Origin of the sequence: Amycolatopsis oliviviridis, assembly GCF_014654365.1 — a bacterium.
In the GTDB taxonomy this organism is placed as follows: domain Bacteria; phylum Actinomycetota; class Actinomycetes; order Mycobacteriales; family Pseudonocardiaceae; genus Amycolatopsis; species Amycolatopsis oliviviridis.
Genome location: NZ_BNAY01000001.1, coordinates 37,290 through 60,003, shown reverse-complemented (window position 1 = coordinate 60,003; position 22,714 = coordinate 37,290). Strand labels below are relative to the sequence as shown.

Here is a 22,714-nt window from a genome sequence, read left to right as displayed (position 1 = left end):
TCGTTCCCGGGAATGATTATGTAGCCGTCACCGCGTCGCAGTCACCATTCCGGCGGCCCCTACGCGACCCCTAAACCACTCCTATCGGTCCTGTGGTGACGCGGCGGAACGGGCATAGTCCTCCACCCGGCTCTGCAGATCACGCCGGGTGGCCGGGCCCGCCTGTGTCGGCAGGCCGAGGTCGGCGGGCAGATCACTCCGGCTCACGTTGAGCTTGCGGTAGACCCGGGTGAGGTGCTGCTCGACCGTGCTGACCGTGACGTGCAGGCTGCGGGCGATCTCCCGGTTGGTGTTGCCCCAGGAGGCGAGCTCCGCCACCAGCCGTTCGGCGTCGCTGAGCGATTCGAGCCCTTGCTCGGCGCTCGTGCCGCCGCCGCGGGAGGGCCGTTGCTGCCCGGTGAGCCCGGAAACCAGCGGTTCCGCCCGGCACAACGTGGCCAGGTGCAGTGCCCGGCGGGTCACCATCCTCGCCCGGCGGCCGTCCCCGGACGCGCGGTGGGCGTCGCCCAGCACGGCCAGCGCCTTGGCCAGTTCCAGCCGGTCCTGCGCCGCCTCCAGGTGTTCCACCGCCACCGCGGCGGTCCGGGCGCGGCTCCGGTCCCCCCGGTCGGTGTTGCTCGCGCGGATGCGGGCTTCGACCCCGCGCAGCTTGCCGCTGTCACCGCCCGGCAGGCTCGCCTGCTCGTCCAGCAGCCGCACCACTTCCCGGCCCTCGCCGAGTTGCAAGTGGACTTCCGCGGCGTCGGACCGCCAGGGCAGCAGGACCGGGCAGTCCAGGTCCCATTCGGCCATCAGCGAGCCGATCGACCTGAAGTCGCCGAGCGCGGCGCGGAAACCCCCGGTGTGGAGGTAGTAGTAGCCGCGCGAGCGCAGGTATCGCAGACCCCATACGGTGCGGAACATGGCGGCGGGCACCGGCCTGCCCAGTTCGGCGGCCGCGTCTTCGAACCGGCCCATCCCCACCAGCGCGGCGACGAGCACGCTCAGCGGGCCGCCGATGGCGGTCCCCCAACCCTCGGCGGGCAGGACGTCGAGCGCCCGCCGGGCGTGCGTCTCGGCCGCCGGCAGGTCACCCGCCGTCAGCGCGATATGCGCCCGGGAGCCGAGCAAAGTCGCCTCCAGGGAAAGGATTCCGCGCTTCTCCGCCTCTTCGAGCAGCCGGTCGCACCAGTGCGCGGCGCTGCCCAGCTCGTCGGCGTAGACCAGGGACAGCAGCGCGAACAGGCAGGGTTCCAGCGGCATCCGGCGCAGCGCGCAGACTTCCAGCAACCGCAGCGCCTCGCGCACCAGGTCCTCGTTCGGGCCGTTGACGATCACGGCCCGCAGGACGTGCATCGAATGCAGCAACGCGTCGCTGGCCCTGGTCACCACGTCGTTGCGGGCCTGCTCGGGATCGACGGCAGCGAGGTGCCCGGCCATCCCCGGGTGGGTGATCGCGATGTGCAGCGAGAGGGTCTGCACATCGGCGGCATCGTCCGGGGCGAAGGTGTCCTCGTTCACGGCCAGCCATCCCAGGATCGGGACCGCCTCGTCGTACCAGCCGTGCCAGAGGAGCTGGCCGGCCAGCACGATCGCTTCGCTGGCGGTGAATCCGCCGCTCTCGACGGCGTCGACGGCGCGGCCGAGCCAGCGCGGCACGGTCACCGGGTCGAGCAGCCAGCCGAGCGAGATCGCGCGCGGATCGACACCCAGGTGCTCACGGCCGGGGCGGGGGTGGGCCGCCAGGCGCAGGTACCGGCGCGCCAGATCGACGTCTCCCGTGTCCAGGCAGCGTCCCGCCGCGTCGAACAACGCGGTGACTCCCCATTCGTCCGGCGCGCACCCCGCTTCCAGCAGGAGCGCGGCGACCTCGCCGGCGTCCGCACCTCGCGAGTGCAGCGCGGAGGCCGTACGGACCCGCAGGTCGGTGGCGCGAGTGGCGCTGATCACGGAGTGCACGGCGGCGGCCAGCCCCGGCGACCGGAACGCGGACCCCCCTTCAGCGAACAGGCCGATGCCGGCCAGGGTGCGCACGAGTGCGGGCAACTGCGCCTCGTCGACGCCGAGGACGGTGGCGAGCACGGCCGGATCCATCCCGTCGCCGAGTACGGCGACGCACTCCGCGAGCTCGGCCGCCTGCGGCGCGATCCGACTGAGGCAGACCGAGACGACCTCCCGGAAGGCGTGTCCCGGCGCGACCGGCAGCCGCTCCTCCGGTTCGACCGCGAGCAGGTCCTCCACGAGGGCGCGCACCAGCAGCGGGTTGCCGGCGGTCATGGCGTACACCTCGGTGACGAGCTCCGGATCGCCGGGGCCGTCCAGGTGTCCGGACAGCACTTCCACCACCCCGGACGGGGTCAGCGCGGGCAGCCGGATCGAGCGGAAACCGGGTAGCCGCAACAGTTCCGCGTACGTCGCGGCCCAGGACGGAGTGACTTCGACATCGCCGGCCAGCACGACCAGCACACCGGCGGCGCTCAGCCGCGCCGCTGCGGCGGGCAGTCCCGCGGGCGCGGCTCCCACCCGGTGCAGATCGTCCACGAGCACGGCCAGCGGACCCTGTTCGACCAGCTCGGCCAGTGCCGACGCCGGGTCCGCCTCCCGGAGCCCCGTCGCGGCGACGACCTCGGCCAGCAGGTCCCAGTGACCGGTCCCGCTCGGGGTGGCCGTGACGGTGACACAGCGGACTCCGCGGCCGGTGGCCAGCCGGGCGAATTCGTTCAGCAGCACGGTCTTCCCACTGCCGACGAAACCGCGCACCGTCACGACACCGCCGATGGCGGCATTCACCACCCCTTCCAAGGCCATCAATTGCCGACTACGTTCGACCAGCGCAATCACAAAGGACCCCCACGGCACTTTTTTTTGCACAGCGGAACCAGGCCGACATAAATGCCGACCGGATACCACAGGCACAACCCCAGTAACCGGGAAATGAACTCAATCCCGATGCTTCGTGTTGATCACGATACCAGAGGCGACGCCGGGATGTCAGGTCACGCAGAGCAGTCCGACATATCACCCATTTGATCTATTGATATACGGCAGCTCCCCGAACCGGCTCGACAAACGTTTGCGCTTGCACCATTCATGAATATTTGGGAAACGGGTTGTGCTGTTCCAGCGCTTCTGCCATGCGCAGCGAACTCTCGGTTCCGCGTGCCCGAAATGCCTTCGCTTGGGCGGACATGTCACGTGGTGTCTTGTTCTGCCCCAGCTTGAATATGCCGTCGATCCGGCCGATGAAGATCTCGAACCCCTGGATGAGTTGCAGATACTCGTCGAACAGCTCCGAGGACTCGCGAGGCAGGACGAAAGGCTCCTTGGGGGCAAGGCGGGCTTCCTGATCGGCGATGAGGTCGGTCAGCTGGCGCACGGTCCTGGCGTCGTCGAGCAGCCGCGGCCGTCCCTTCACATGCACCGCCGCGTAGGCCCAGGTGGGGAAATGCGGCTGGCTTTCGTAGTGATCGGGCGAAATGTACGAACTCGGCCCGGTGAAGGCGACCAGCACTTCGACGTTCTCGGACAACGCTTTCGCGATGGGATTACCCCTGGACAGGTGACCGCGCAGCTTGCCGTACGGCCAGGAGTCCCGGTCGAGCACGAACGGGAGATGCACGGCGGCGGGCGAGCCGAACATGGACAGGGTGAGCAGACCGAACGGGTATTCCTCGATGAGGTCGTGCTGCGCCTCCAGGTCAGGGGCGCGGAAGTATTCGGGCCGGTACATCAGTCCTCCACCAGCGCGAAGCTGTCCAGGGCGGCCAGATAGTCGAGCACGGACTGCGCGTCGTCGGCGGCCGCGACGAGTCCGATGTAGCCGTCCGGCCGGACCAGCACGAGCCGGTCTTCCTCGGCCGCGTACGCCTCGGGATGGTCGTTCAGCAGGACCGTTCGCACGTCACCGGGCTGCCTCTCGGCCACGGCGGCGAGCGCGGCGGCGGTACCCGCGCCGACACCCACCAGCGTCAGGTGCGGGCCGCGGAAGACGTCGAACAGCGTGGCCGCCCCGTCGACGGCCCCCGGACAGGGCGAATCGGGTGCCCGGTCGCCCGCGCGGAGCGCACCGCCCTCGACGAGGTCGCGGCTCAGCGGACCGCCCCGGTAGTGCAGGCCGAGCTGCAGCGATTCCTCGGTCAGCCCCTTCTCGGCGCCTCCCTTGCCCGCCAACATGGCTTCGAAGATCAGGTCACCGGCGTCACAGGCGGTCTTGAGGGTCCACTCGGCGATGGGCACACGTTCGCGCTCGTAGGTGTCGAGCAGCCCGTCGTCGGCGCCGCCGAGCACCCGGGCCAGCTTCCAGCTCAGGTTGTACGCGTCCTGCACCCCGGTGTTCGCGCCCAGCGCGGCGGTGACCGGGTGCACGTGGGCGGCGTCCCCGGCCAGGAAGACCCGGTCGACGCGCAGGGTGTCGACCATCCGCACGTTCCGCTTCATCGTCGACATCCAGGTCGGGTTGCCGAGCCGGATCGGCATCCCGGTGATCCGGTCCACCGCGGACTGCAACGCTTCGAGCGACGGACCCATCGGGACGCCGTCGGCGTCCATCGGCGGCGACGCCTGGATCTGCCAGGTGCCGGTGTCCGCGAGCGGGCACAGCAGAAGGATGCCGCGCTCCATGTCGTACCACTGGTACCAGGCGTCCGGGTCCAGTCCGTCGACCTCGACGTCCCCGACGAGCAGTTTGCGGTCCTCCTCGGTGAACCCGCGGAACTCCAGCCCGAGCGACTTGCGCACGATGCTCGCCCCGCCGTCGCAGCCGACCAGGTAGTCGGCGGTGACCTCTTCGGACCCTTCAGCGGAGCCGAGTGTCGCTTTCACTCCTTCGGCGCTCTGCTCGAACCGCAGCAGTTCGACGCCGGTCTCGACCGTGTGCCCGGTTTCCGCGAGTTTGTCCCGCAGGATGCCCTCGACCAGTGACTGCCGGACGAACAGCAGCCGCCGGTAAGGCGCGTCCGGTCGCGGATCGTTGGCCTCGTAAGGGATCGCCTCACTGACGATCTGGTCGCGGTGGTACCGCCGGAACGGCAGCCGGGTGGTGCCCACCCCCAGGACCCGGTCGACGACGCCGAAGTCGTCGAACACTTCCTGGGTGCGTGGCTGGATTCCGGCTTTGCCACGGGACGCCGTGGTGAATTTCACGTCCCGGTCGATGATCCGCACCGAGACACCCCGGCGGGCGAGATCGCAGGCCAGGGTGAGCCCGGTGGGACCGGCGCCCACGACTAGAACATTGACAGAATTCATTATTCTTCCACATCCAGAATTCATGAAATCTCGCCGACAAGGGAAATCGTCTCAACGATTCCCTCACGCTATCCAGCCGGTGAATCCTCCCCCACCCCTAACCGACCCTTACGGTCGTCGCCGAAACCTCACCGTCGCGTATTCCACTGTGGTCTAGGCCGTCAGCGCGGGTTCGGGCGCGAGAGCCGCCGGGAGCGGCCGGGCGTGCACGACGTGCAGCCTGCTCACCGCGCGGGTCAGTGCCACGTAAAGCCGTTGGAGGCCACGGGGCTCCGCGTCGACGATGCGGCTCGGCTCGATCACCAGGACCGTGTCGTATTCAAGACCTTTGGCCAGGGTCACCGGGGCCAGTGTGACACGCTCGGCGGCCAGGACATCGCCACCGAGGACCGTGTGCGCGATGCCCCGGGCGGTCAAAGACTCGCGCAGTTCCGGAATCTCCTCGTCGGCGGCGATGAGGCAAACGGAACCTTCACGGGCCAGCGCGGTCTCGCAGGCTTCGATGATCGTTTCGGTTCGCCGCTCCTCACTGGTCCGGGTCACGTGGAGGGCGTCCGCACTGTGCCGGAACGAGGTCGGGCCGGTCAGGTCCGGGGCGATATGCGGCAGCAGGCGGGCCGCGTAGTCCAGCACCTCGGCGGGGACCCGGTAACCGCGGTCGAGGACTTCGATCCGGCCGTGGAGACGGCCGAGGTGGGCGAGCACTTCCGACCAGTCCCGCACCGCCGACGGGCTCGTCGCCTGCGCCAGGTCTCCCAGCACCGTGCAGGCGCCCGCGACCCGGCGGGCGATCGCCCGGAAATGCATCGGGCTGAGGTCCTGGGCCTCGTCGATCACGATGTGCCCCAGCCTGTCCGGCCGGTCGACCAGACCCGCGGCCTCGTCGAGCAGGGCCAGGTCGAGGGTCGACCAGACCATCGACTTGGCGCTGCGCGGACGGGGATCCAGCAGGATGACCCGCTGATCGTCCGCCGGAAGGATCCCGTCGGCCGCGGCGGCCAGGCGGGCCGGGTCGGTGAGGAGATCGAAGACCAGCCGGGCCGGGTCGATGGTGGGCCACATCCGGCGCACCGCCTGGCCGATCGCCCGGTTGCGGCAGAGCTGGGACAGCGTGGTCCCCGCCCGGCCGACCCGTTCCATCTGGCGCAGCACGCGGTGCGCCAGGCGCTGGACCAGCAGTTCACGGCCGGCGCCGTAGCCGGTTCCCCTGCTGAGCACGTCCGCGAGTTCGTCGGCTTGCTCCTCGACGGACACCCGCCAGGTGCGATGCTGATGTTTGAGTTCGAGCGCCTCTTCCGGCTCGCTGATCTGCGACCACAGGTGGCGCCGGAGCACCTCGGCCATCTCCAGGCCGCCCTTGATGTGCGCCGCCTCCGGGTCGTCGACGCGGCCCGCCGTACGGCCCTGGCCGGTGAGGTCGTCGATGGTGGCCTGGGAGACCTCGATCTCGCCGAGCGCGGGCAGGACGTTGCGGATGTAGGCGAGGAACGAGCTGTTGGGGCCGATGACGGCGACGCCGCCCTCCTTGCGCAGCCTGTCCCGCTCGGAGAAGAGCAGGTACGCCAGCCGGTGCAGGCCCACCGCGGTCTTGCCGGTGCCCGGCGCGCCCTGGATGCACAGCGTCTGGTCGGCCGAGGCGCGCACCAGGCGCATCTGCTCGGGCTGGATCGTGGCCACGATGTCGCGCATCGGCCCCTGGCGGGGACGTTCGATCTCGGCCGCCAGCAAGCCGCCGCCGTCGCCGGAGCGGCTCTCGCCGGTGAACGGTTCGTCTTCGAAGGCGCTCAGCACGCCGTGCTGGTCGAAGCCGTACCGGCGGCGGACGCGCACCCCCATCGAGTCCACAGAGGACGCTTCGTAGAAGGCGCGGGAAAGCATGGCGCGCCAATCGATCACGATGGGCTCGCCGTCTTCGTCGCGGACACCGCGACGGCCGACGTAGACGAGGTCGCTGTCGTCGGTGCGCGTGTGGGAGTCACCGCCGCGGACCACGTCGGCGTTGATGTCGAAGACGTCCCCCGCCGGGTAGTCGAGGCGCCCGAAGAAGAGCGGCACGTCGTCGAAGCCGGACAGATCCTTGACCACCTGTTTGCGGAACTCGCGCAGGGCGTGGTTGAAGTACTTGTCCGTGACGGCGTCGCCTTCCGCCGCGCCGCTGTCGAGCATCGCGCTGACCTCACCGCGCATGCGGATCAGCTTCGCGCGGCAGTGCTCCATGAACTCGCGCTCGACGAGGATCTCCGGCTCGGCGTGATCCCCGTCCTCCTGGCGCGCGGCGGCGATCTTCACGTCCTGCGCAGTCATGTTCGTCGCCCCCTGAAGTCGTCCGTACGTAATAGTACAATCAGACTATACTTGCCGAACCAAGTCGGAGGAGCAGGAGTGCGGACTCTCACTGCGCTGGGCCTCGCCGTCCTGCGTGAGCTCACCGATCGGCCGCAGCACGCGTACGAGCTGCACCAGCGGATGCGGGAACAGGGCCTCGACCAGATCGTCAAGGTCACGCACGGCGCGCTGTACAACACGGTGGACTCGCTGGCGAAGGCCGGGCTGATCGAACAGGTCGAAACGACCCGCGACGGACGGCGGCCCGAACGCACCGTCTACTCGATCACCGCGGCGGGCAGCGAGCTCGCCCGCGACCGGCTGCGCGAGCTGATGGCCACCCTCACCCCGGAGTACCCCGCCTACTGCGCCGCGCTGGCGTTCATGTCGCTGCTGACCGCGGAGGACGCCGCGAGCAGGCTCGAACGCCGGTGTGTGCTGCTGGAGGGCAGGCTGGCCGCGTCGCAGGCCGAGTACGACGCGTTGACCGGGCGCGAGATGCCGCGGGTCGCGCTGGTCGAGACGAGGCATCTGCGCGCCCATCTGCGGGCGGACCTCGACCTCACCCGGGCCCTCGTCGACGAGATCCGCAGCGGGCGGCTGGAACTCAGCGGCTCCACGACGCCGTGACGGCACGGTCGGAGCGGTCGTGAGCGGCCTAGTGGGTCGGGTGCGTTGTGAGTGGTCAGTGTCGTTCTCTCTACCTGCCCACCGGTGTGGCCGGCGATCGAGTATGACCGGCACGACCTTGATCAACGGAGGATTGGGGACGTTGAGTGTCCCGGATCTTCCGTTGATCAAGGTCCGAGCCCGGGCGACCCCGCGTGATGGCCCCCTTCACTGCGCTAGACGCAATGAAGGGGGCCATCACGCGACATCACTGTGGCTGCTGGTGTCCCTGGGGCCACAGGTGCGTTCAAGCGTCCGTGAAGGACTCCTTGAGGGACCCAGAGTCCCTCAAGGAGTCCTTCACGGACTTGGCACCCAACACGACACCTTTGCCTTACCCCTCAACAAAACCCACTTGCCACTCACGACCACCCGGCCCGGCACGGCCTAGTGGGTCAGTGGCGTTGTGAAAGCCACCTTCGCAACGTTGAAGGTTGCGAAGGTGGCTTTCACAACATCCGGACCCAGGACTCGCGTTTAGTCACCTACTTGCCGAAGGAGCGCACAGAGGCGACGAAGGGCAGCCGAGCGGGTCAGGCGGGCGGCGCCAGCTCGGCGACGGTGACGCGGTCGACGAGCATCGTCGTCGGGAAGGCGGCGGGATCGGGGTCACCGGGCATGATCGGTCCGCCGGGGCTGCCGACCACCACCAGCAGGCCGACGAAGACCTCCTGGTTGAACAGCCAGCCCTTGGGGGTGGTATCCGCCGGGGTGAGCCGCAGGTACTCGCGGCCGTCGAGGTACCAGGTGATCGAGTCCGGGTCGCGGGTCCACACGACGGAGTAGGTGTGGAAGTCCTCGCTCAGCGGCCGTCCGTCCGGCGTGGTGGTGGCGGTGCCCATCCCCAGTGACTTCAGCTGGTGGCACTCCGGCGAGTGCACGACGCCGTAGACGTCGGCGGGCGCGGTGTTGATCACTTCGAAGATGTCCAGCTCGCCGGAGAGGTACCAGCCCTGCAGCGGCTCGGTTTCCCCGAGGTGGCGCATCCGGTTGGCCCACGCGAACATCGCGCAGTCGAGGCCCAGTCCCGGCGCGGTCTTGACCACGGACTCGATCTTGAGCGCGCCGCCCGGCGACGGCACGAAGTCCTCGCGTGCCGTCTCGATCCAGGACGAGACGTAGCCGTCCTGCTCGCTGTGCGTGACGGTCATCCGCAGGTGCCCTTCGCCGTCCAGGCTCAGGTGGTCGGTGTCGTCGGCGTAGGACTCGATCCCCGACGCCCACGGCTTGCCGGTGATCACCTTCCACCGGTCGTGGTCGAGCGGTGTGCCCTCCGGGCCGTCGAAGTCGTCCTGCCACAGGACCTGCCAGTCCGGCGAGGTGAGCTGCGGACCGGGCGAGTTCAGCGTGTCCATGGTTCCTCTTCCTTCTTACGGTGTGGCCAGCTCCGCGCGCAGGTAGCGCATGAGCTCGATGGGGGTCGCGTGGTCGAAGACCAGCGTCGGTGCCAGTTCCAGGCCGGTCGCCGTGGCCAGCCGGTTGCTCAGCTCGACCGCGGTCAGCGACGCGAATCCGAGGTCGAGCAGGTCGGCCTCCGGCGGCACCTCGTCCGGTGAGTCGTGGCCCAGCACGGCCGCGATGGCGGCCCGCAGCAGATCCAGCACCGCCTTGTCCCGGCCGGTCTGGTCCAGCGCGTCGAGCTCCTGGCGGAGGTCGGCGACGGGTACTTCTTCGTCCCGCTCGGCGGGCAGCGCGGCGGTCACGCCGACCGGGGCCGGTGCGGCGTCCAGCCAGAAACGCTTGCGCTGGAACGGATAAGTGGGCAGCTCGAGCCGCCGAGAGGCGGTCCCTTCGAGTACCGCGGGCCACTCGACGCCGACGCCGCGGACATGCAGGGCGCCGAGCGCGGCCAGCACCGACTCCGGCTCGGGCCGATCCACCCGCAGCAGCGCGATCGCGCCCGGCGTCTGCGCGGAGAGCACCCCGTCGGGGCCGATCTCCACGAAGGTCCCGGCACCCGCGGCACGGGCCGCGGCCACGCCGTCGGCGAAGCGGACCGTCTCGCGCACGTGGCGGACCCAGTACTCGGGCGAGCGCATTTCCTCGCCGCCCAGCTTGCCGGTCAGGTTCGACACGATGGGCAGCGACGGCTCGTGGAACTCGACCTCGTCGAGCACGCGGCGGAAGTCGGCCAGCATGGGTTCCATCAGCGGCGAGTGGAACGCGTGGCTCACCCGCAGCCGCTTGATCCGGCGGCCCCAGCCGCGGACGGTCTCGGCGATCCGGGTGACCGCCTCGTCCGCTCCGGAGACGACCACCGCCGTCGACCGGTTCACCGCGGCGAGGCTCACCGACTCGCCGAGCAGGGGCGCCACCTCGGCTTCGGTGGCCTCGACCGCGACCATCGCGCCGCCTTCCGGCAAGGCCTGCATCAGCCTGCCGCGCGCCGCCACCACCTTGCAGGCGTCGGCCGTCGACCAGAGCCCGGCGGCGTGCGCCGCCACGAGCTCACCGATCGAGTGCCCGGCCAGCACTTTCGCCGTCACGCCCCACGATTCGAGCAGCCGGTGCAGCGCCACCTCGAACGCGAACAGCGCCGGCTGCGCGAACTCGGTGCGGTCGAGCAGCTCCGGTTTCTCCCACACGGCGTCGTCCAGTGCACCGAACCTGCCGCGGATCTCGTCGAAGGTCCGGGCGAACACGGGGTACCGGGCGGCCAGCTCCCTGCCCATCCCGGCCCGCTGGGAACCCTGACCGGAGAACAGAAAACAGACCGCGCCGGGTTCGGGCACGCCGACGCTGACCTGCGCGGCCGGGGTGCCGGTCGCGATCGCGGTCAGGCCGCGTTCCAGGTCCGCCCGGTCCCGGGCGAGCACCACCGCCCGGTGGTCGAAGACGGCCCGGGTGGTCGCCGCCGACCACGCGACGCTCGCCAGGTCCTGGTCCGCGACGAGCCGGAAGTTCTCGGCCTGCGCGCGCAGTGCCTGCTCGGTCTTCGCGGACAGCAGCACCGGGACGGCACCGTCGTGGCCGGGCTCCGGTGCCGCGACAGGTTCGGCGGGCGGGGCTTCGAGGATGACGTGGGCGTTGGTACCGCTGATGCCGAAGGACGACACCGCGGCTCGACGCGCCCGGCCCACCTGTGGCCACTCCTGCCGCCGGGTGAGCAGGGCGACTGCCCCGGCCGTCCAGTCGACGTGCGAGGAGGGCTTGTCCACGTGCAGCGTCCGCGGCAGCACGCCGTGCCGCATGGCCTCCACCATCTTGATGACCCCGGCGAGACCGGCCGCCGCCTGGGTGTGGCCGAGGTTCGACTTCACCGAACCCAGCCACAGCGGGTGTTCGCGATCCTGGCCGTAGGCGGCGAGCAGTGCCTGTGCTTCGATCGGGTCGCCCAGTGTGGTGCCGGTCCCGTGCGCTTCCACGGCGTCGACGTCGCGGGCGGCCAGGCCCGCGCTGTCGAGCGCCTGCCGGATGACCCGCTGCTGGGACGGGCCGTTCGGGGCGGTGAGGCCGTTCGATGCGCCGTCGGAGTTGACTGCGCTCCCCCGCACGACCGCCAGCACCGGGTGACCGAGGCGCCGGGCGTCCGACAGCCGTTCCACCAGCACGGCGCCGGCGCCTTCGCCCCAGGCTGTCCCGTCGGCGGCTTCGGCGAAGGACTTGCACCGGCCGTCCGCCGCGAGTCCTCGCTGGCGGCTGAAGTCGACGAACGCCGCGGGCGTCGCCATGACCGTCACGCCGGAGGCGATGGCGGCGTCGCACTCCCCCTGCCGGACGGCCTGCGCCGCCAGGTGCAGTGCCACCAGCGACGACGAGCAAGCCGTGTCGATGGTGACCACGGGGCCTTCGAGGCCCAGCGTGTAGGCGAGCCTGCCGGAGGCGACGCTGCCCGCGTTGCCACTGCCCAGGTAGCCCTCGACGTCCTCGGGGACGACCGTCAGGCGGGCGGCGTAGTCGTGGTACATCATCCCGGTGAACACGCCGGTCCGGCTGCCGCGCACCGAACGCGGGTCGATCCCGGCGCGTTCGTACAGCTCCCAGGTGATCTCCAGCAGCAGCCGCTGCTGGGGGTCCATCGCGACGGCCTCGCGCGGCGAGATGCCGAAGAACGCGGCGTCGAACTCGGCGGCGTCGTGCAGGAAGCCGCCTTCGCGGACGTAGGACCGGCCCCGGCGGTCCGGATCCGGGTCGTAGAGCCCTTCGACGTCCCACCCGCGGTCCGCCGGGAAGGGCGTGATCGCGTCCCGGCCCGCCGAGACGAGGTCCCACAGCTCCGACGGCGACGTGACACCGCCCGGGTAACGGCAGCTCATCGCCACGATGACGACCGGGTCGTCGCCGGTGGGTGCCTGCCGCACCCGCACGGCGCGCTCCGGCGAGTCGCCGCGCAGTTCCCGGCGCAGGTGCTCGGCCAGCGCGGCCGGCGTCGGATGGTCGAAGACCAGGGTCGCGGTCAGCCGCAGGTCGAGGGCGGCGTTGAGCTGGTTGCGCAGTTCGACGGCGGTCAGCGAGTCGAAACCGAGTTCCTTGAACGCCCGGTCCGGGTCGATGGCGCCGGCGCCGCCGTGGCCGAGTACCGCCGCGACTTCGGCCAGTACCAGGTCCAGCAGCTCGGCTTCGCCGGGAACGCCGGTGGCGCGGGGCGCCTGGGTCCGGGCCGGGACCCGGACCAGGTCCCGCAGCAGCGGATGGGGATCGGACTGGCCGCGCAGGACGGTGAGGTCGAGCTTGATCGGGACGAGGGCGGGCCGGGCCGCGCCGAGCGCGGCGTCGAACAACGCGAGGCCTTCCTCGGCCGTCAGCGCGGCGGTGCCCCCTCTGGTCATCCTGGCGAGGTCGTTCGCCCCGAGACCGCCCGCCATCCCGCCCTGCTCCCACAACCCCCATGCCAGCGACGTCGCCGGGAGGCCGCGGGCGCGGCGGGACTGCGCGAACGCGTCGAGGAAGGCGTTGGCCGCGGCGTAACCCGCCTGGCCCGCGCCGCCGAAGACACCGGCGGCCGAAGAGAACACCACGAACTCGGTGTCGTCGTCGGTGAGCTCCTGAAGGTGCAGGGCGCCGTCGACCTTCGCACGAAGCACCCTGTCGACCTGGTCGGCGGACAGGCCGTCGACGACGCCGTCGTCCAGGATCCCGGCCGCGTGCACCACCATGCCGACGCGTCCGACCCGGGACAGCGCGTCGGCCAGGCCTGCCCGGTCGGCGACGTCGCAGGCGATGACCCGGACGCCGGCGTCGAGCCCCTCCGGCACCGTGCCCGTGCGGCTGAGCAGGACGAGGTCACGGATCCCGTGCTCGGCGGCCAGATGCCGGGCCACCAGCAGGCCGAGGCCGCCGGTGCCACCGGTGATCAGCACGGCGCCGCTCTGCTCGCTATCGGCCGACCGGACGGGTACAGCGGCCCTGGTCAGCCGTGGCACCAGGACCGTGTCGCCGCGGACCGCCAGCTGCGGTTCGGCCGAGGCGGGCACCGTCCCGCGCTCGTCGAGGTCGACGAGCCGGAAGCGGCCGGGGTGCTCGGTCTGCGCCGAGCGGACCAGGCCCCAGACCGCGGCGTTCGTCAGGTCCGGCTCGTCGCCCGGTCCGGCGGCGACCGCGCCGCGGGTCGCGAACACGAGCCGCCCGGGCCGGTCCTCGGCCACCCAGTCCTGGATCAGGCCCAGCGCGCGGCGGGTCGCCGCGTGGATCTCCTCGACGGTGCCACCGCCTGCCGGGAACTCTTCGACGACGGCATCCTGATCCGCCGCTTCGCCGGGCTGGGCGGGCTTCCAATCGAGCGCGTACAGCGAGTCGTGCCCCGCGGGGAGCGGACGCGGGACCAGGGACTCGATCGACAGCACCGGACGCCCGCTCTCGTCGGTGGCGAGCAGCGCGATCCCTTCCGGTGCCGACGGCGAGATCCGGACCCGGAGCGCGGTGGCGCCGGTCGAGTGCAGGGACACCCCGCGCCAGGCGAACGGCAGCCCGCTGCCCGCGTACTCCGCCAGCGCCGCGGCGTGCAGCGCGGCGTCGAACAGCGCCGGGTGCAGGCCCTGGCCGCCGCTGTGCCCGCCCCTCAACCGGACTTCGGCGAAGACCTCGTCGCCCCGCGTCCACACCGCTTCCGCGCCGCGGAACGCGGTCCCGTATCCGATGCCGTGGTCGGCGAACCGGGCGTACAACTCGTCGATGTCCGCGGGTTCCGCCCCGGACGGCGGCCATTCCTGGCCGGAGGGCACCGCGTCGAAGGACGAGGGTTCGCCCGTCTCCGTCAGCGAACCGGTCGCGTGGCGGGTCCAGGGCCCGTCGTTTTGGCGCGAGAAGAGGTTCAGCTCGCGGCGTCCCGATCCGTCCGGCTCGTCCGCGGTCAGCTGGAGCTCGACCGCGCCCTCGGCGGGCACGACGAGCGGGGCTTCGAGCACGAGGTCGTGCAGATGTCCCGTACCGATCCGGGCCGCGGCCTGCAGCGCGAAGTCGACGAGTGCCGTGCCGGGAGCGACGACCGCTCCGTGCACGGTGTGATCGCGCAACCAGGGCTGCGCGGCGACGGCGAGTTCACCGGCGCACACGAAGTGATCGCGGCCGGCGATCTCCGTCACCGAGATGAGGGTGGCGGGTTCGGCCGAGCTGTCCCGCAGCCAGTAACGCTCGCGCTGGAACGGATACGTCGGCAGGTCTTCCCGGCGGGCGCCGTCGAACAACGGTGCCCAGTCGATCGGCACCCCGCGGACGTACAGCCGTCCCAGCGCGGCCATCAGGGCGGGCTCCTCCGGGCGATCCGCGCGCAGTGCCGCGACGGCGCCTTCGTCGGCCATCGCCGTCAGCGCGCCGCCCGGCCCGATTTCCAGGAACGTGGTGACACCGCGAGACCTGGCCGTGGCGACGCCGTCGGCGAACCGGACCGGTTCACGCACATGCCGCACCCAATACTCCGGCGTGCACAGCTCCTCCCCCGCCACCTCACCCGACAGGTTGGAGACCACGACCTTCGACGGCGCCCGGAACTCGACTTCCTCAAGCACCCGCCGAAACTCCGCCAGCATCGGCTCCATCAAGACCGAATGGAACGCGTGGCTCACCCGCAGCCGCTTCACCTTGCGACCACGTCCGGCCAGCTCCGCACCGACCGCCAGCGCCGCGTCCTCCACCCCGGAGACCACCACCGACGACGGGCCGTTCACGGCCGCGATACCCACGCCCTCGGACAGCAGCGGAACGACTTCCGCCTCCGAAGCCTCCACCGCCACCATCGCCCCGCCGTCAGGCAGGGCCTGCATCAAACGGCCACGCGCGGACACGACCCGACAGGCGTCCTCCAACGACCACACACCAGCGACATACGCCGCGACCAGCTCACCGATCGAATGCCCCACCAACACGTCGGCCTTGACACCCCACGACTCCAGAAGCCGGTAGAGCGCGACCTCGAACGCGAACAACCCCGGCTGCGTGAACTCGGTCCGATGCAGCCTGTCGTCAGTGAAAACCAGCTCCCGCAACGACCCGAACTGAGCACACACCTCGTCGAAGGCAGCGGCGAACACCGGGAACCGGGCGGCGAGCTCACGACCCATACCGACCCGTTGGGAACCCTGACCGGCGAACAAGAACCCCGTCCGGCCGTCCGCGATCGCGGTGCCGATCGGCCCGCCGTCGGCGATGGCGTCGAGGCCTCGCAGCAGTTCTTCCCGGTCACTGGCGACGAACGCCGCCCGGCGTTCCAAGCCCGCCCTCGTGGTCGCCAAGGAGAAGGCCAGGTCGGCGGGCTCCAGATCCCGCGCGGCCGCACGCAGCCGCCGGGCCGACGCCCGGACGGCCTCGACGTCGCGACCGGACAGGACCACCGGGAGCGGCACCGCGGACACTGGTTCCCTCGGCTCCGGCGCGGGCTCTTCGACGGCTTCGAGGATCACGTGCGCGTTGGCGCCACTCACGCCGAACGACGACACACCGGCCCGGCGCGGCTCGGCGGTCTCCGGCCAGTCGCGTGCTTCGGTGAGCAGCCGGACGTCCCCGGCCGACCAGTCCACGTGGGTGGAGGGCCGGTCCACGTGCAACGTCTTCGGCAGCACGCCGTGCCGCATGGCGAGCACCATCTTCATCACGCCCGCCATCCCGGCGGCGGCCTGCGTGTGGCCGATGTTGGACTTCACCGAACCCAGCCACAGCGGCCGTTCGCGCCCCTGCCCGTAGGTGTCGAGGATGGCCTGCGCCTCGATCGGGTCGCCGAGGGTCGTGCCGGTCCCGTGCGCCTCGACCGCGTCGACCTGATCGGCGGTCACCCGCGCGTTCGCGAGCGCCTGCCGGATCATCCGCTGCTGCGACGGGCCGTTGGGCGCGGTCAGCCCGTTCGACGCGCCATCGGAGTTGATCGCCGAACCCCGGACGACCGCCAGCACCGGATGCCCGTTGCGCCGGGCGTCGGAAAGGCGTTCCAGCAGCAGCACACCCGCGCCCTCGGCGAGACTGGTGCCGTCGGCGGAGTCGGCGAACGTCTTGCACCGGCCGTCGGGGGCGAGCGCCTGCTGGCGGCCGAACTCGGCGAACGTGCCCGCCGTCGCCATCACGGTCACCCCGGCGGCCAGCGCGAGAGTGCATTCGTCCTGCCGCAGGGACCGGCACGCGAGGTGCAGTGCGATCAGCGAAGACGAGCACGCGGTGTCGACGGTGAGGGACGGGCCTTCGAAGCCGAAGGTGTAGGAGACCCGGCCCGAGGCGATGCTGCCCGCGCTGCCGTTGCCGACGTACCCGGCCACACCGGGCGGGATCGACCGCAGCCGGGAGCCGTACTCGTTGTTCAGCACGCCCGCGAACACCCCGGTCCGGCTGCCGCGCAGGGTGCGGGGATCGAGGGCGGCGCGTTCGAGCACCTCCCAGGACGTCTCCAGCAGCAGCCGCTGCTGAGGGTCCATCGCGAGCGCTTCGCGTGGGGAGATCTCGAAGAAGGCGGGGTCGAAATCGGCCGCGTCGTACAGGAAACCGCCGTGGCGGACCTCGCCGATGCCGCGCTCGTCGCTTTCCCAGCCGCGGTCGTCCGGGAACTCCGAGATCGCGTCGGTGCCCCCGGCCAGCAGGTCCCAGAACTGCTCCGGGGTACGCACGCCGCCGGGAAACCGGCAGCTCATCGCCACGATCGCGATGGGCTCCTCCGCCGCGGCGGTGAGCTGCCGGTTCTGCTGCCTGAGGCGTTCGGCCTCCTTGAGCGAAGCTCGCAGGGCCTCGACGACCTTCTCCTGCGATGTGGTCATCGGTCCGCTCCCGCTTCCAGTGCCAGGTCGACCAGACCGGCGACGTCCAGCTCGTCGATCTCCGCCGCGGCCTTGAGGTCCGCGTCGTCTTGCCTGCCGGGGACGGGCTCACCGGGGTGTTCGTCCGGCGGGAACAGCCGGTCCCGCAGCGACCCGGCCAGGGCCGCCGAGGTCGGGTGGTCGAACACGACGGTCGCAGGCAGGCGCAGTCCGGTGACCGCGCTGAGCCGGTTGCGCAGTTCGACGGCGGTGAGCGACTCGAAGCCCAGGTCCATGAAGGCGCGCCCGGAGTCGATCTCCTGCGGCGACGAGTGACCGAGCACGCTCGCGACGTGGCCGCGGACCAGGTCGACAAGTGCCCATTCCCGCTCTGCCGCGGGAAGCGCGGCGAGCCGCTGCTTGAGGCCGCCGTCGACGGGCACGCCCGCCGCGGCCCGGCGTACCGGTCCCCGGACGAGGTCGCGCAGCAGCGGCGGGACGGTGTCCGGGTGGGCGCGCAGCTTGGCGGTGTCGAACTTCACCGGCACCAGCACCGGGTGGGCCGCGTTCAAGGACGCGTCGAACAACGTCAGCCCGTCCCGCGAAGCCAGCGGGATCATGCCGCCCCTGGTCATCCGCGCGACGTCGGTTTCGCCGAGGTGCTCGGTCATGGCGCTGCGTTGCGACCACAGTGCCCACGCCAGGGAAACGGCCGGGAGGCCCTGTGCGCGGCGGTGGCAGGCGAAGGCGTCGAGGAAAGCGTTGGCGGCGGCGTAGTTCGCCTGCCCCACGCTGCCGAACGTGCCGGCCGCCGAGGAGAACACCACGAACGCCGAGAGCCCGGCGTCCTTGGTGAGCTCGTGCAGGTTGACCACGGCGTCGACCTTCGGGGTGAACACGCGGTCCACCCGCTCCGGGGACTGGGCGGTGAGGACGCCGTCGTCCAGGACACCGGCGATGTGCACCACCGCGGACAGCCGCCCCTCCAGCCCGGACAGCACCTCCGCCAGCGCCGCGCGATCACCGGCGTCTCCCGCGCGGATCCGGGTCTTCGCCCCGAGCCGTTCGAGTTCCTCGGCCCATTCCGCGGCCCCCTCGGCGGCCTCGCCGCGACGGCTGAGCAGCACGAGGCTCCGCACGCCGTGCGCCTCGACGAGGTGCCGGGTGACGACCCTGCCCAGGGTCCCGGTCCCGCCGGTGACCAGCACCGTCCCGGTGAGGTCGACGGGGGTGTCCTGGCCGGACGGGGTCGCGCGGGCCAGGCGCGGGGTGTGCGTCTCCCCCGCGCGGATCGCCAGCTGGGGCTCGCCCGTCGCCAGTGCGGCCGGGAACGCCCGGGCGGACGCCGGATGCTCGTCGATGTCGAGCAGGACGAACCGGCCGGGGTGCTCGGTCTGGGCGGACCTGACCAGGCCCCATACCGCTGCCGCCGCCACGTCCTGCTCCGGGTCGCCGGTTCCGGCGAGGACCCCGCCGCGGGTGCAGAGCACCAGCGTGCTCTCGGCGAGGCGGTCGTCGGCCAGCCAGTGCTGGACCAGTTCCAGCGCCCGGCCGGTCACCGCGCGGGCCTCGGCGGGCAGGTCCCCGGTCCCGCCCGCCAGCGTGGCGAGCACGATGGCGGGCGGGGACGCGGTCAGCTCCGCCGGTGAGCCGTAGCGCTCGACGCGTGGGCCGAGTGCGGCGGCGAGCCCGAGGTCGTCGCGGAGCACGCCGACCGCCTGATCGTGGGGCGCGGTGCCCGGCCGGATCGGTTTCCAGGCGACGTGGAACAGCGAGTCGTGGCCGGTGTGCAGTTGTTCTTTCGTCACCGGGCGGACCGTCAGCGACTCGACGGTCAGCACCGGAGCGCCGCTTTCGTCGGTCAGCGCCACCCGGTAGGTCTCGGGTCCGGTCGCCGCGACCCGCACCCGGACCGCGGCCGCCCCGCCGGCGTGCAAGGTGACGCCCTGCCACGAGAACGGCAGATGCGCCTGACCCTGCCGGGACGCGGTGAGCGCGACCGCGTGCGACGCCGCGTCGAGCAGTGCCGGATGCAGGCCGTAGTGCCCGGCCTGTCCCGTGTGTTCCTCGGGCAGGCGGACCTCGGCGAACACCTCGTCGCCATGGCGCCACGCGGCGCGCAGGCCCTGGAACGCGGGTCCGTGGCCGTAGCCCCGCTCGGCGAAAGCGGTATAGAAGCCTTCTACCGCAACGGGTTCCGCGCCCGGCGGTGGCCAGGCCGCGGCCGTGTCGAAGCCGGGTTCGCCGGGGTCGGGGCTCATCACGCCGGTGGCGTTGCGGACCCATTCGCCCGTGTCGCCGGTCCGGGAGTGCACCCGGAACGCCCGGGCGCCGTCGTCGCCCTCGGGTTCGGCCATCACCTGGACCTGGACCCCGTCGCGTTCCGGGAGCACCAGCGGGGTCTCCAGCACCAGTTCGTCGACCTGACCGCAGCCGGCGAGGTCGGCCGCGCGCACGGCGAGCTCGACGAACCCGGTGCCGGGCAACAGAACCGAGTCGAAGACCCGGTGGTCGGCCAGCCAGCCGTGGTCGCGCAGGGAGATCCGGCCGGTGAGGAGCAGTGCGCCTTCCGGCGTCTCGACGGCCGCGCCCAGGAGCGGGTGGTCCGCCGGGCGCAACCCGGCCGACGCGAGATCCGCGCCCGTCGATCCCGACAGCGGGAGCCGGTGGCGCTGCCGTTGGAACGGGTAGGTGGGCAGGTCGACGCGGTGCGCGCCCGGGAAGGCCGGTGCCCAGTCGACGTCGACACCCTGGACGTAGGCCTCGCCGAGCGACAGGAGCACCCGGTCCAGATCGCCTTCGTCGCGGCGGAGAGTTCCGACCGCGACAGCGTCTTCGGCGGTCTGCTGGATCGCCATGGTCAGCACCGGATGGGCGCTCGTTTCCACGAACACCCCGAAACCCTGCTCGGACATGGATCGGACCGCGTGCTCGAACTCCACCGTCTGCCGCAGATTCCGGTACCAGTACTCGGCATCCAGACCCGCACCGTCGACCAGCTCACCGGTAACCGTGGAGAACAAGGGAACCCTGCCCGCCACCGGACGGACCGCGCCGAGAACTTCCAACAATTCGTCCCGGATCCGCTCCACCTGAACCGAATGCGACGCATAGTCCACCGGAATCCGCTTCGCCCGAACCCCGTCGCGTTCACACGCAGCCATCAGTTCGTCCAACGCGCCAGGATCACCCGACACCACCGTCGCCGCGGACCCGTTCACGGCAGCGACAGACAATCCCTCGACCAAACGAACACGCACCTGATCGACAGGCAGTGCGACGGAAACCATCCCGCCCTTGCCCGCCAAGGCTGTGATCGCCTTACTCCGCAACGCGACCACCCGCGCACCATCGGCCAGAGACAGCGCGCCGCTCACACACGCGGCGGCGATCTCACCCTGCGAATGCCCGACGACCGCATCAGGCCGCACACCATAGGATTCCCACACCGCCGCGAGCGACACCATCACCGCCCACAACACCGGCTGCACCACATCAACCCGCGCCAACGCAGCCTCATCGCCCAAAACATCCACCAGCGACCAGTCCACAAAGGACGAAAGCGCTTGCGCACACTCGTCAAGCCGAGCCGCGAACACCGGGGACGACTCGTACAACGCCAAGCCCATCCCAGCCCACTGCGAACCCTGACCAGGGAACACGAACACGACCCGACCCGGATCCGCCGCCACACCCCGCACCAGACCGGCGACCTCCTCGCCGCCGGCCAGTGCCCGGAGCCCCTTCTCGGCCGCGCTCTCGTCATGGGCCACCAGAACGGCACGATGATCGAAGCCGGAGCGGGTGGCGGCGAGCGAGAAGCCCACGTCGGGCAGCCCAGTGTCCACAAGAGAAGCGAGCTGCCCGGCCACTTCGCGCAGCGCGGGCTCGGTCTTGGCCGAGAACACCAGCGGCATAGCGGAGTCCACAGTAGACGGAGCAGGGTCCTCCGCCGGAACGTGCTCAAGGATCACATGGGCATTGGTGCCGCTCACGCCGAACGAGGACACACCGGCGCGACGCGGACGGTCCACCTCAGGCCAAGCCTGAGCCTCGGTCAGCAACGACACCTTGCCCGCCGTCCAGTCCACATGAGACGAGGGCTCGTCGATGTGCAAGGTCTTCGGCAGCAGGCCGTTCCGCATGGCCAGCACCATCTTGATCACCCCGGCGATGCCGGAGGCGGTCTGCGCGTGGCCGATATTGGATTTGATCGACCCCAGCCACAACGGCTTCTCACGGCCCTGCCCGTACGTCGCGAGCAACGCCTGCGCCTCGATCGGATCGCCCAGTGTGGTGCCCGTACCGTGCGCTTCCACGGCGTCGACCTGGTCGGCCGAGAGCCGGGCGCTGACGAGCGCCTGCCGGATGACGTCCTGCTGGGAGGTGCCGTTCGGCGCGGTCAGCCCGTTCGAAGCGCCGTCCTGGTTGATCGCCGAACCACGGACGACCGCCAGGACCGGATGCCCTAGGCGACGCGCTTCCGACAGCCGTTCGACGAGCACGAGGCCGACGCCCTCGGCCAGGCCCATCCCGTCGGCGGCGTCGGCGAACGCCTTGCAGCGCCCGTCGTGGGCGAGTCCGCGCTGCCTGCTGAACCCGGTGAACGAAGCCGGGGTGGCCATCACCGCGACCCCGCCCGCCAGCGCGCGCTCGCATTCGCCGTCGCGCACCGCCTGGACCGCGAGGTGCAGCGCGGTCAGCGACGACGAGCACGCCGTGTCGATGGTGACCGCCGGGCCTTCGAGGCCCAGCGTGTAAGCGATCCGGCCGGACACCACGCTGGGATTGCTCGCGGTGACCACGTAGCCCTCGTAGCTGTCCGGCGCCTGCTTCAGCAGCACACCGTGGTCCTGGTAGTGGCAGCCGACGTAGACCCCGGTGCGGCTTCCCTTGAGCGACAGCGGGTCGATGCCCGCGCGTTCGAGGGTTTCCCACGCGGTCTCCAGCAGCAACCGCTGCTGCGGGTCGGTGGCAGCCGCTTCCCGCGGGGAGATCCCGAAGAATCCCGCGTCGAAGTCGTCCACATCGGACAGGAAACCGCCCTCGCGCACGTAGGTCCGGCCCGGTGTGTCGGGGTCCGGGTCGTAGAGCGCGTCGGTGTCCCAGCCCCGGTCCTCCGGGAACCCGGAGATCAGATCGGCCTCGGCCACCAGCAGTTGCCAGAGTTCCTCCGGCGAGCGCACCCCGCCGGGGAAGCGGCAGCCCATGGCGACCACCGCGACCGGGTCGGGTGCCCGGTCCTGCACCTCGGCCAGCCTGCGGCGGGTCTGCCGCAGCTCCGCGGTCACCCGCTTGAGGTAGTCCCGGAGTTTCTGTTCCTCAGCCATTTACGCGGATCCCCT

General features: G+C 71.1%; 8 protein-coding genes. 1 reads left to right on the top strand and 7 read right to left on the bottom strand.

The window, feature by feature from the left end:
* Positions 1–81: 81 nt before the first annotated feature.
* The 4 genes from IE302_RS00150 to IE302_RS00135 form a co-directional block, all read right to left on the bottom strand.
* Entirely contained in the window at positions 82–2,787 is a 2,706-nt protein-coding gene (locus IE302_RS00150) for a helix-turn-helix transcriptional regulator (RefSeq protein ID WP_191250486.1), read from the bottom strand.
* A gap of 280 nt (positions 2,788–3,067) precedes the next feature.
* The gene (locus IE302_RS00145) at positions 3,068–3,709 is read right to left on the bottom strand and encodes an FMN-binding negative transcriptional regulator (protein ID WP_191250484.1); all 642 of its coding nucleotides are present in this window, start codon (positions 3,707–3,709) and stop codon (positions 3,068–3,070) included.
* Positions 3,709–5,226: an FAD-dependent oxidoreductase gene (locus tag IE302_RS00140; protein ID WP_191250482.1), complete on the bottom strand. Its 1,518-nt coding sequence runs from the start codon at positions 5,224–5,226 to the stop codon at positions 3,709–3,711. The genes IE302_RS00145 and IE302_RS00140 overlap by 1 nt, the downstream gene beginning before the upstream one ends.
* 153 nt (positions 5,227–5,379) lie before the next feature.
* A complete protein-coding gene (locus IE302_RS00135) occupies positions 5,380–7,530 on the bottom strand; it encodes a HelD family protein (RefSeq protein ID WP_229907514.1) in 2,151 nt (716 codons plus the stop codon).
* Positions 7,531–7,608: 78 nt separating this feature from the next.
* Here IE302_RS00135 and IE302_RS00130 point away from each other — a divergent pair, with 78 nt between their 5' ends.
* Entirely contained in the window at positions 7,609–8,181 is a 573-nt protein-coding gene (locus IE302_RS00130; RefSeq protein WP_191250480.1) for a PadR family transcriptional regulator, read from the top strand.
* Between the two features lie 572 nt (positions 8,182–8,753).
* Here the strand turns inward: IE302_RS00130 and IE302_RS00125 are convergent.
* The 3 genes from IE302_RS00125 to IE302_RS43305 are packed head-to-tail and all read right to left on the bottom strand — an operon-like array spanning position 8,754 to position 22,660.
* Positions 8,754–9,575 (bottom strand): glycoside hydrolase family 16 protein, encoded by an 822-nt coding sequence (locus IE302_RS00125; RefSeq protein ID WP_191250479.1) that lies wholly within the window; start codon positions 9,573–9,575, stop codon positions 8,754–8,756.
* A 15-nt stretch (positions 9,576–9,590) separates the two neighbouring features.
* Positions 9,591–17,390, bottom strand: coding sequence for a type I polyketide synthase (locus IE302_RS00120; RefSeq protein WP_191250477.1), 7,800 nt, complete (start codon positions 17,388–17,390; stop codon positions 9,591–9,593).
* The gene (locus IE302_RS43305; protein ID WP_444541935.1) at positions 17,387–22,660 is read right to left on the bottom strand and encodes a type I polyketide synthase; all 5,274 of its coding nucleotides are present in this window, start codon (positions 22,658–22,660) and stop codon (positions 17,387–17,389) included. The genes IE302_RS00120 and IE302_RS43305 overlap by 4 nt, the downstream gene beginning before the upstream one ends.
* Positions 22,661–22,714 lie beyond the last annotated feature (54 nt).

What these genes read in the sequence shown, in the direction of transcription:
- IE302_RS00125 (WP_191250479.1), bottom strand. Translation starts at nt 9,575, where the DNA reads ATGGACACGCTGAACTCGCCCGGTCCGCAGCTCACCTCGCCGGACTGG.
- IE302_RS00150 (WP_191250486.1), bottom strand. Translation starts at nt 2,787, where the DNA reads ATGGCCTTGGAAGGGGTGGTGAATGCCGCCATCGGCGGTGTCGTGACG.
- IE302_RS00140 (WP_191250482.1), bottom strand. Translation starts at nt 5,226, where the DNA reads ATGAATTCTGTCAATGTTCTAGTCGTGGGCGCCGGTCCCACCGGGCTC.
- IE302_RS00120 (WP_191250477.1), bottom strand. Translation starts at nt 17,390, where the DNA reads ATGACCACATCGCAGGAGAAGGTCGTCGAGGCCCTGCGAGCTTCGCTC.
- IE302_RS00145 (WP_191250484.1), bottom strand. Translation starts at nt 3,709, where the DNA reads ATGTACCGGCCCGAATACTTCCGCGCCCCTGACCTGGAGGCGCAGCAC.
- IE302_RS00135 (WP_229907514.1), bottom strand. Translation starts at nt 7,530, where the DNA reads ATGACTGCGCAGGACGTGAAGATCGCCGCCGCGCGCCAGGAGGACGGG.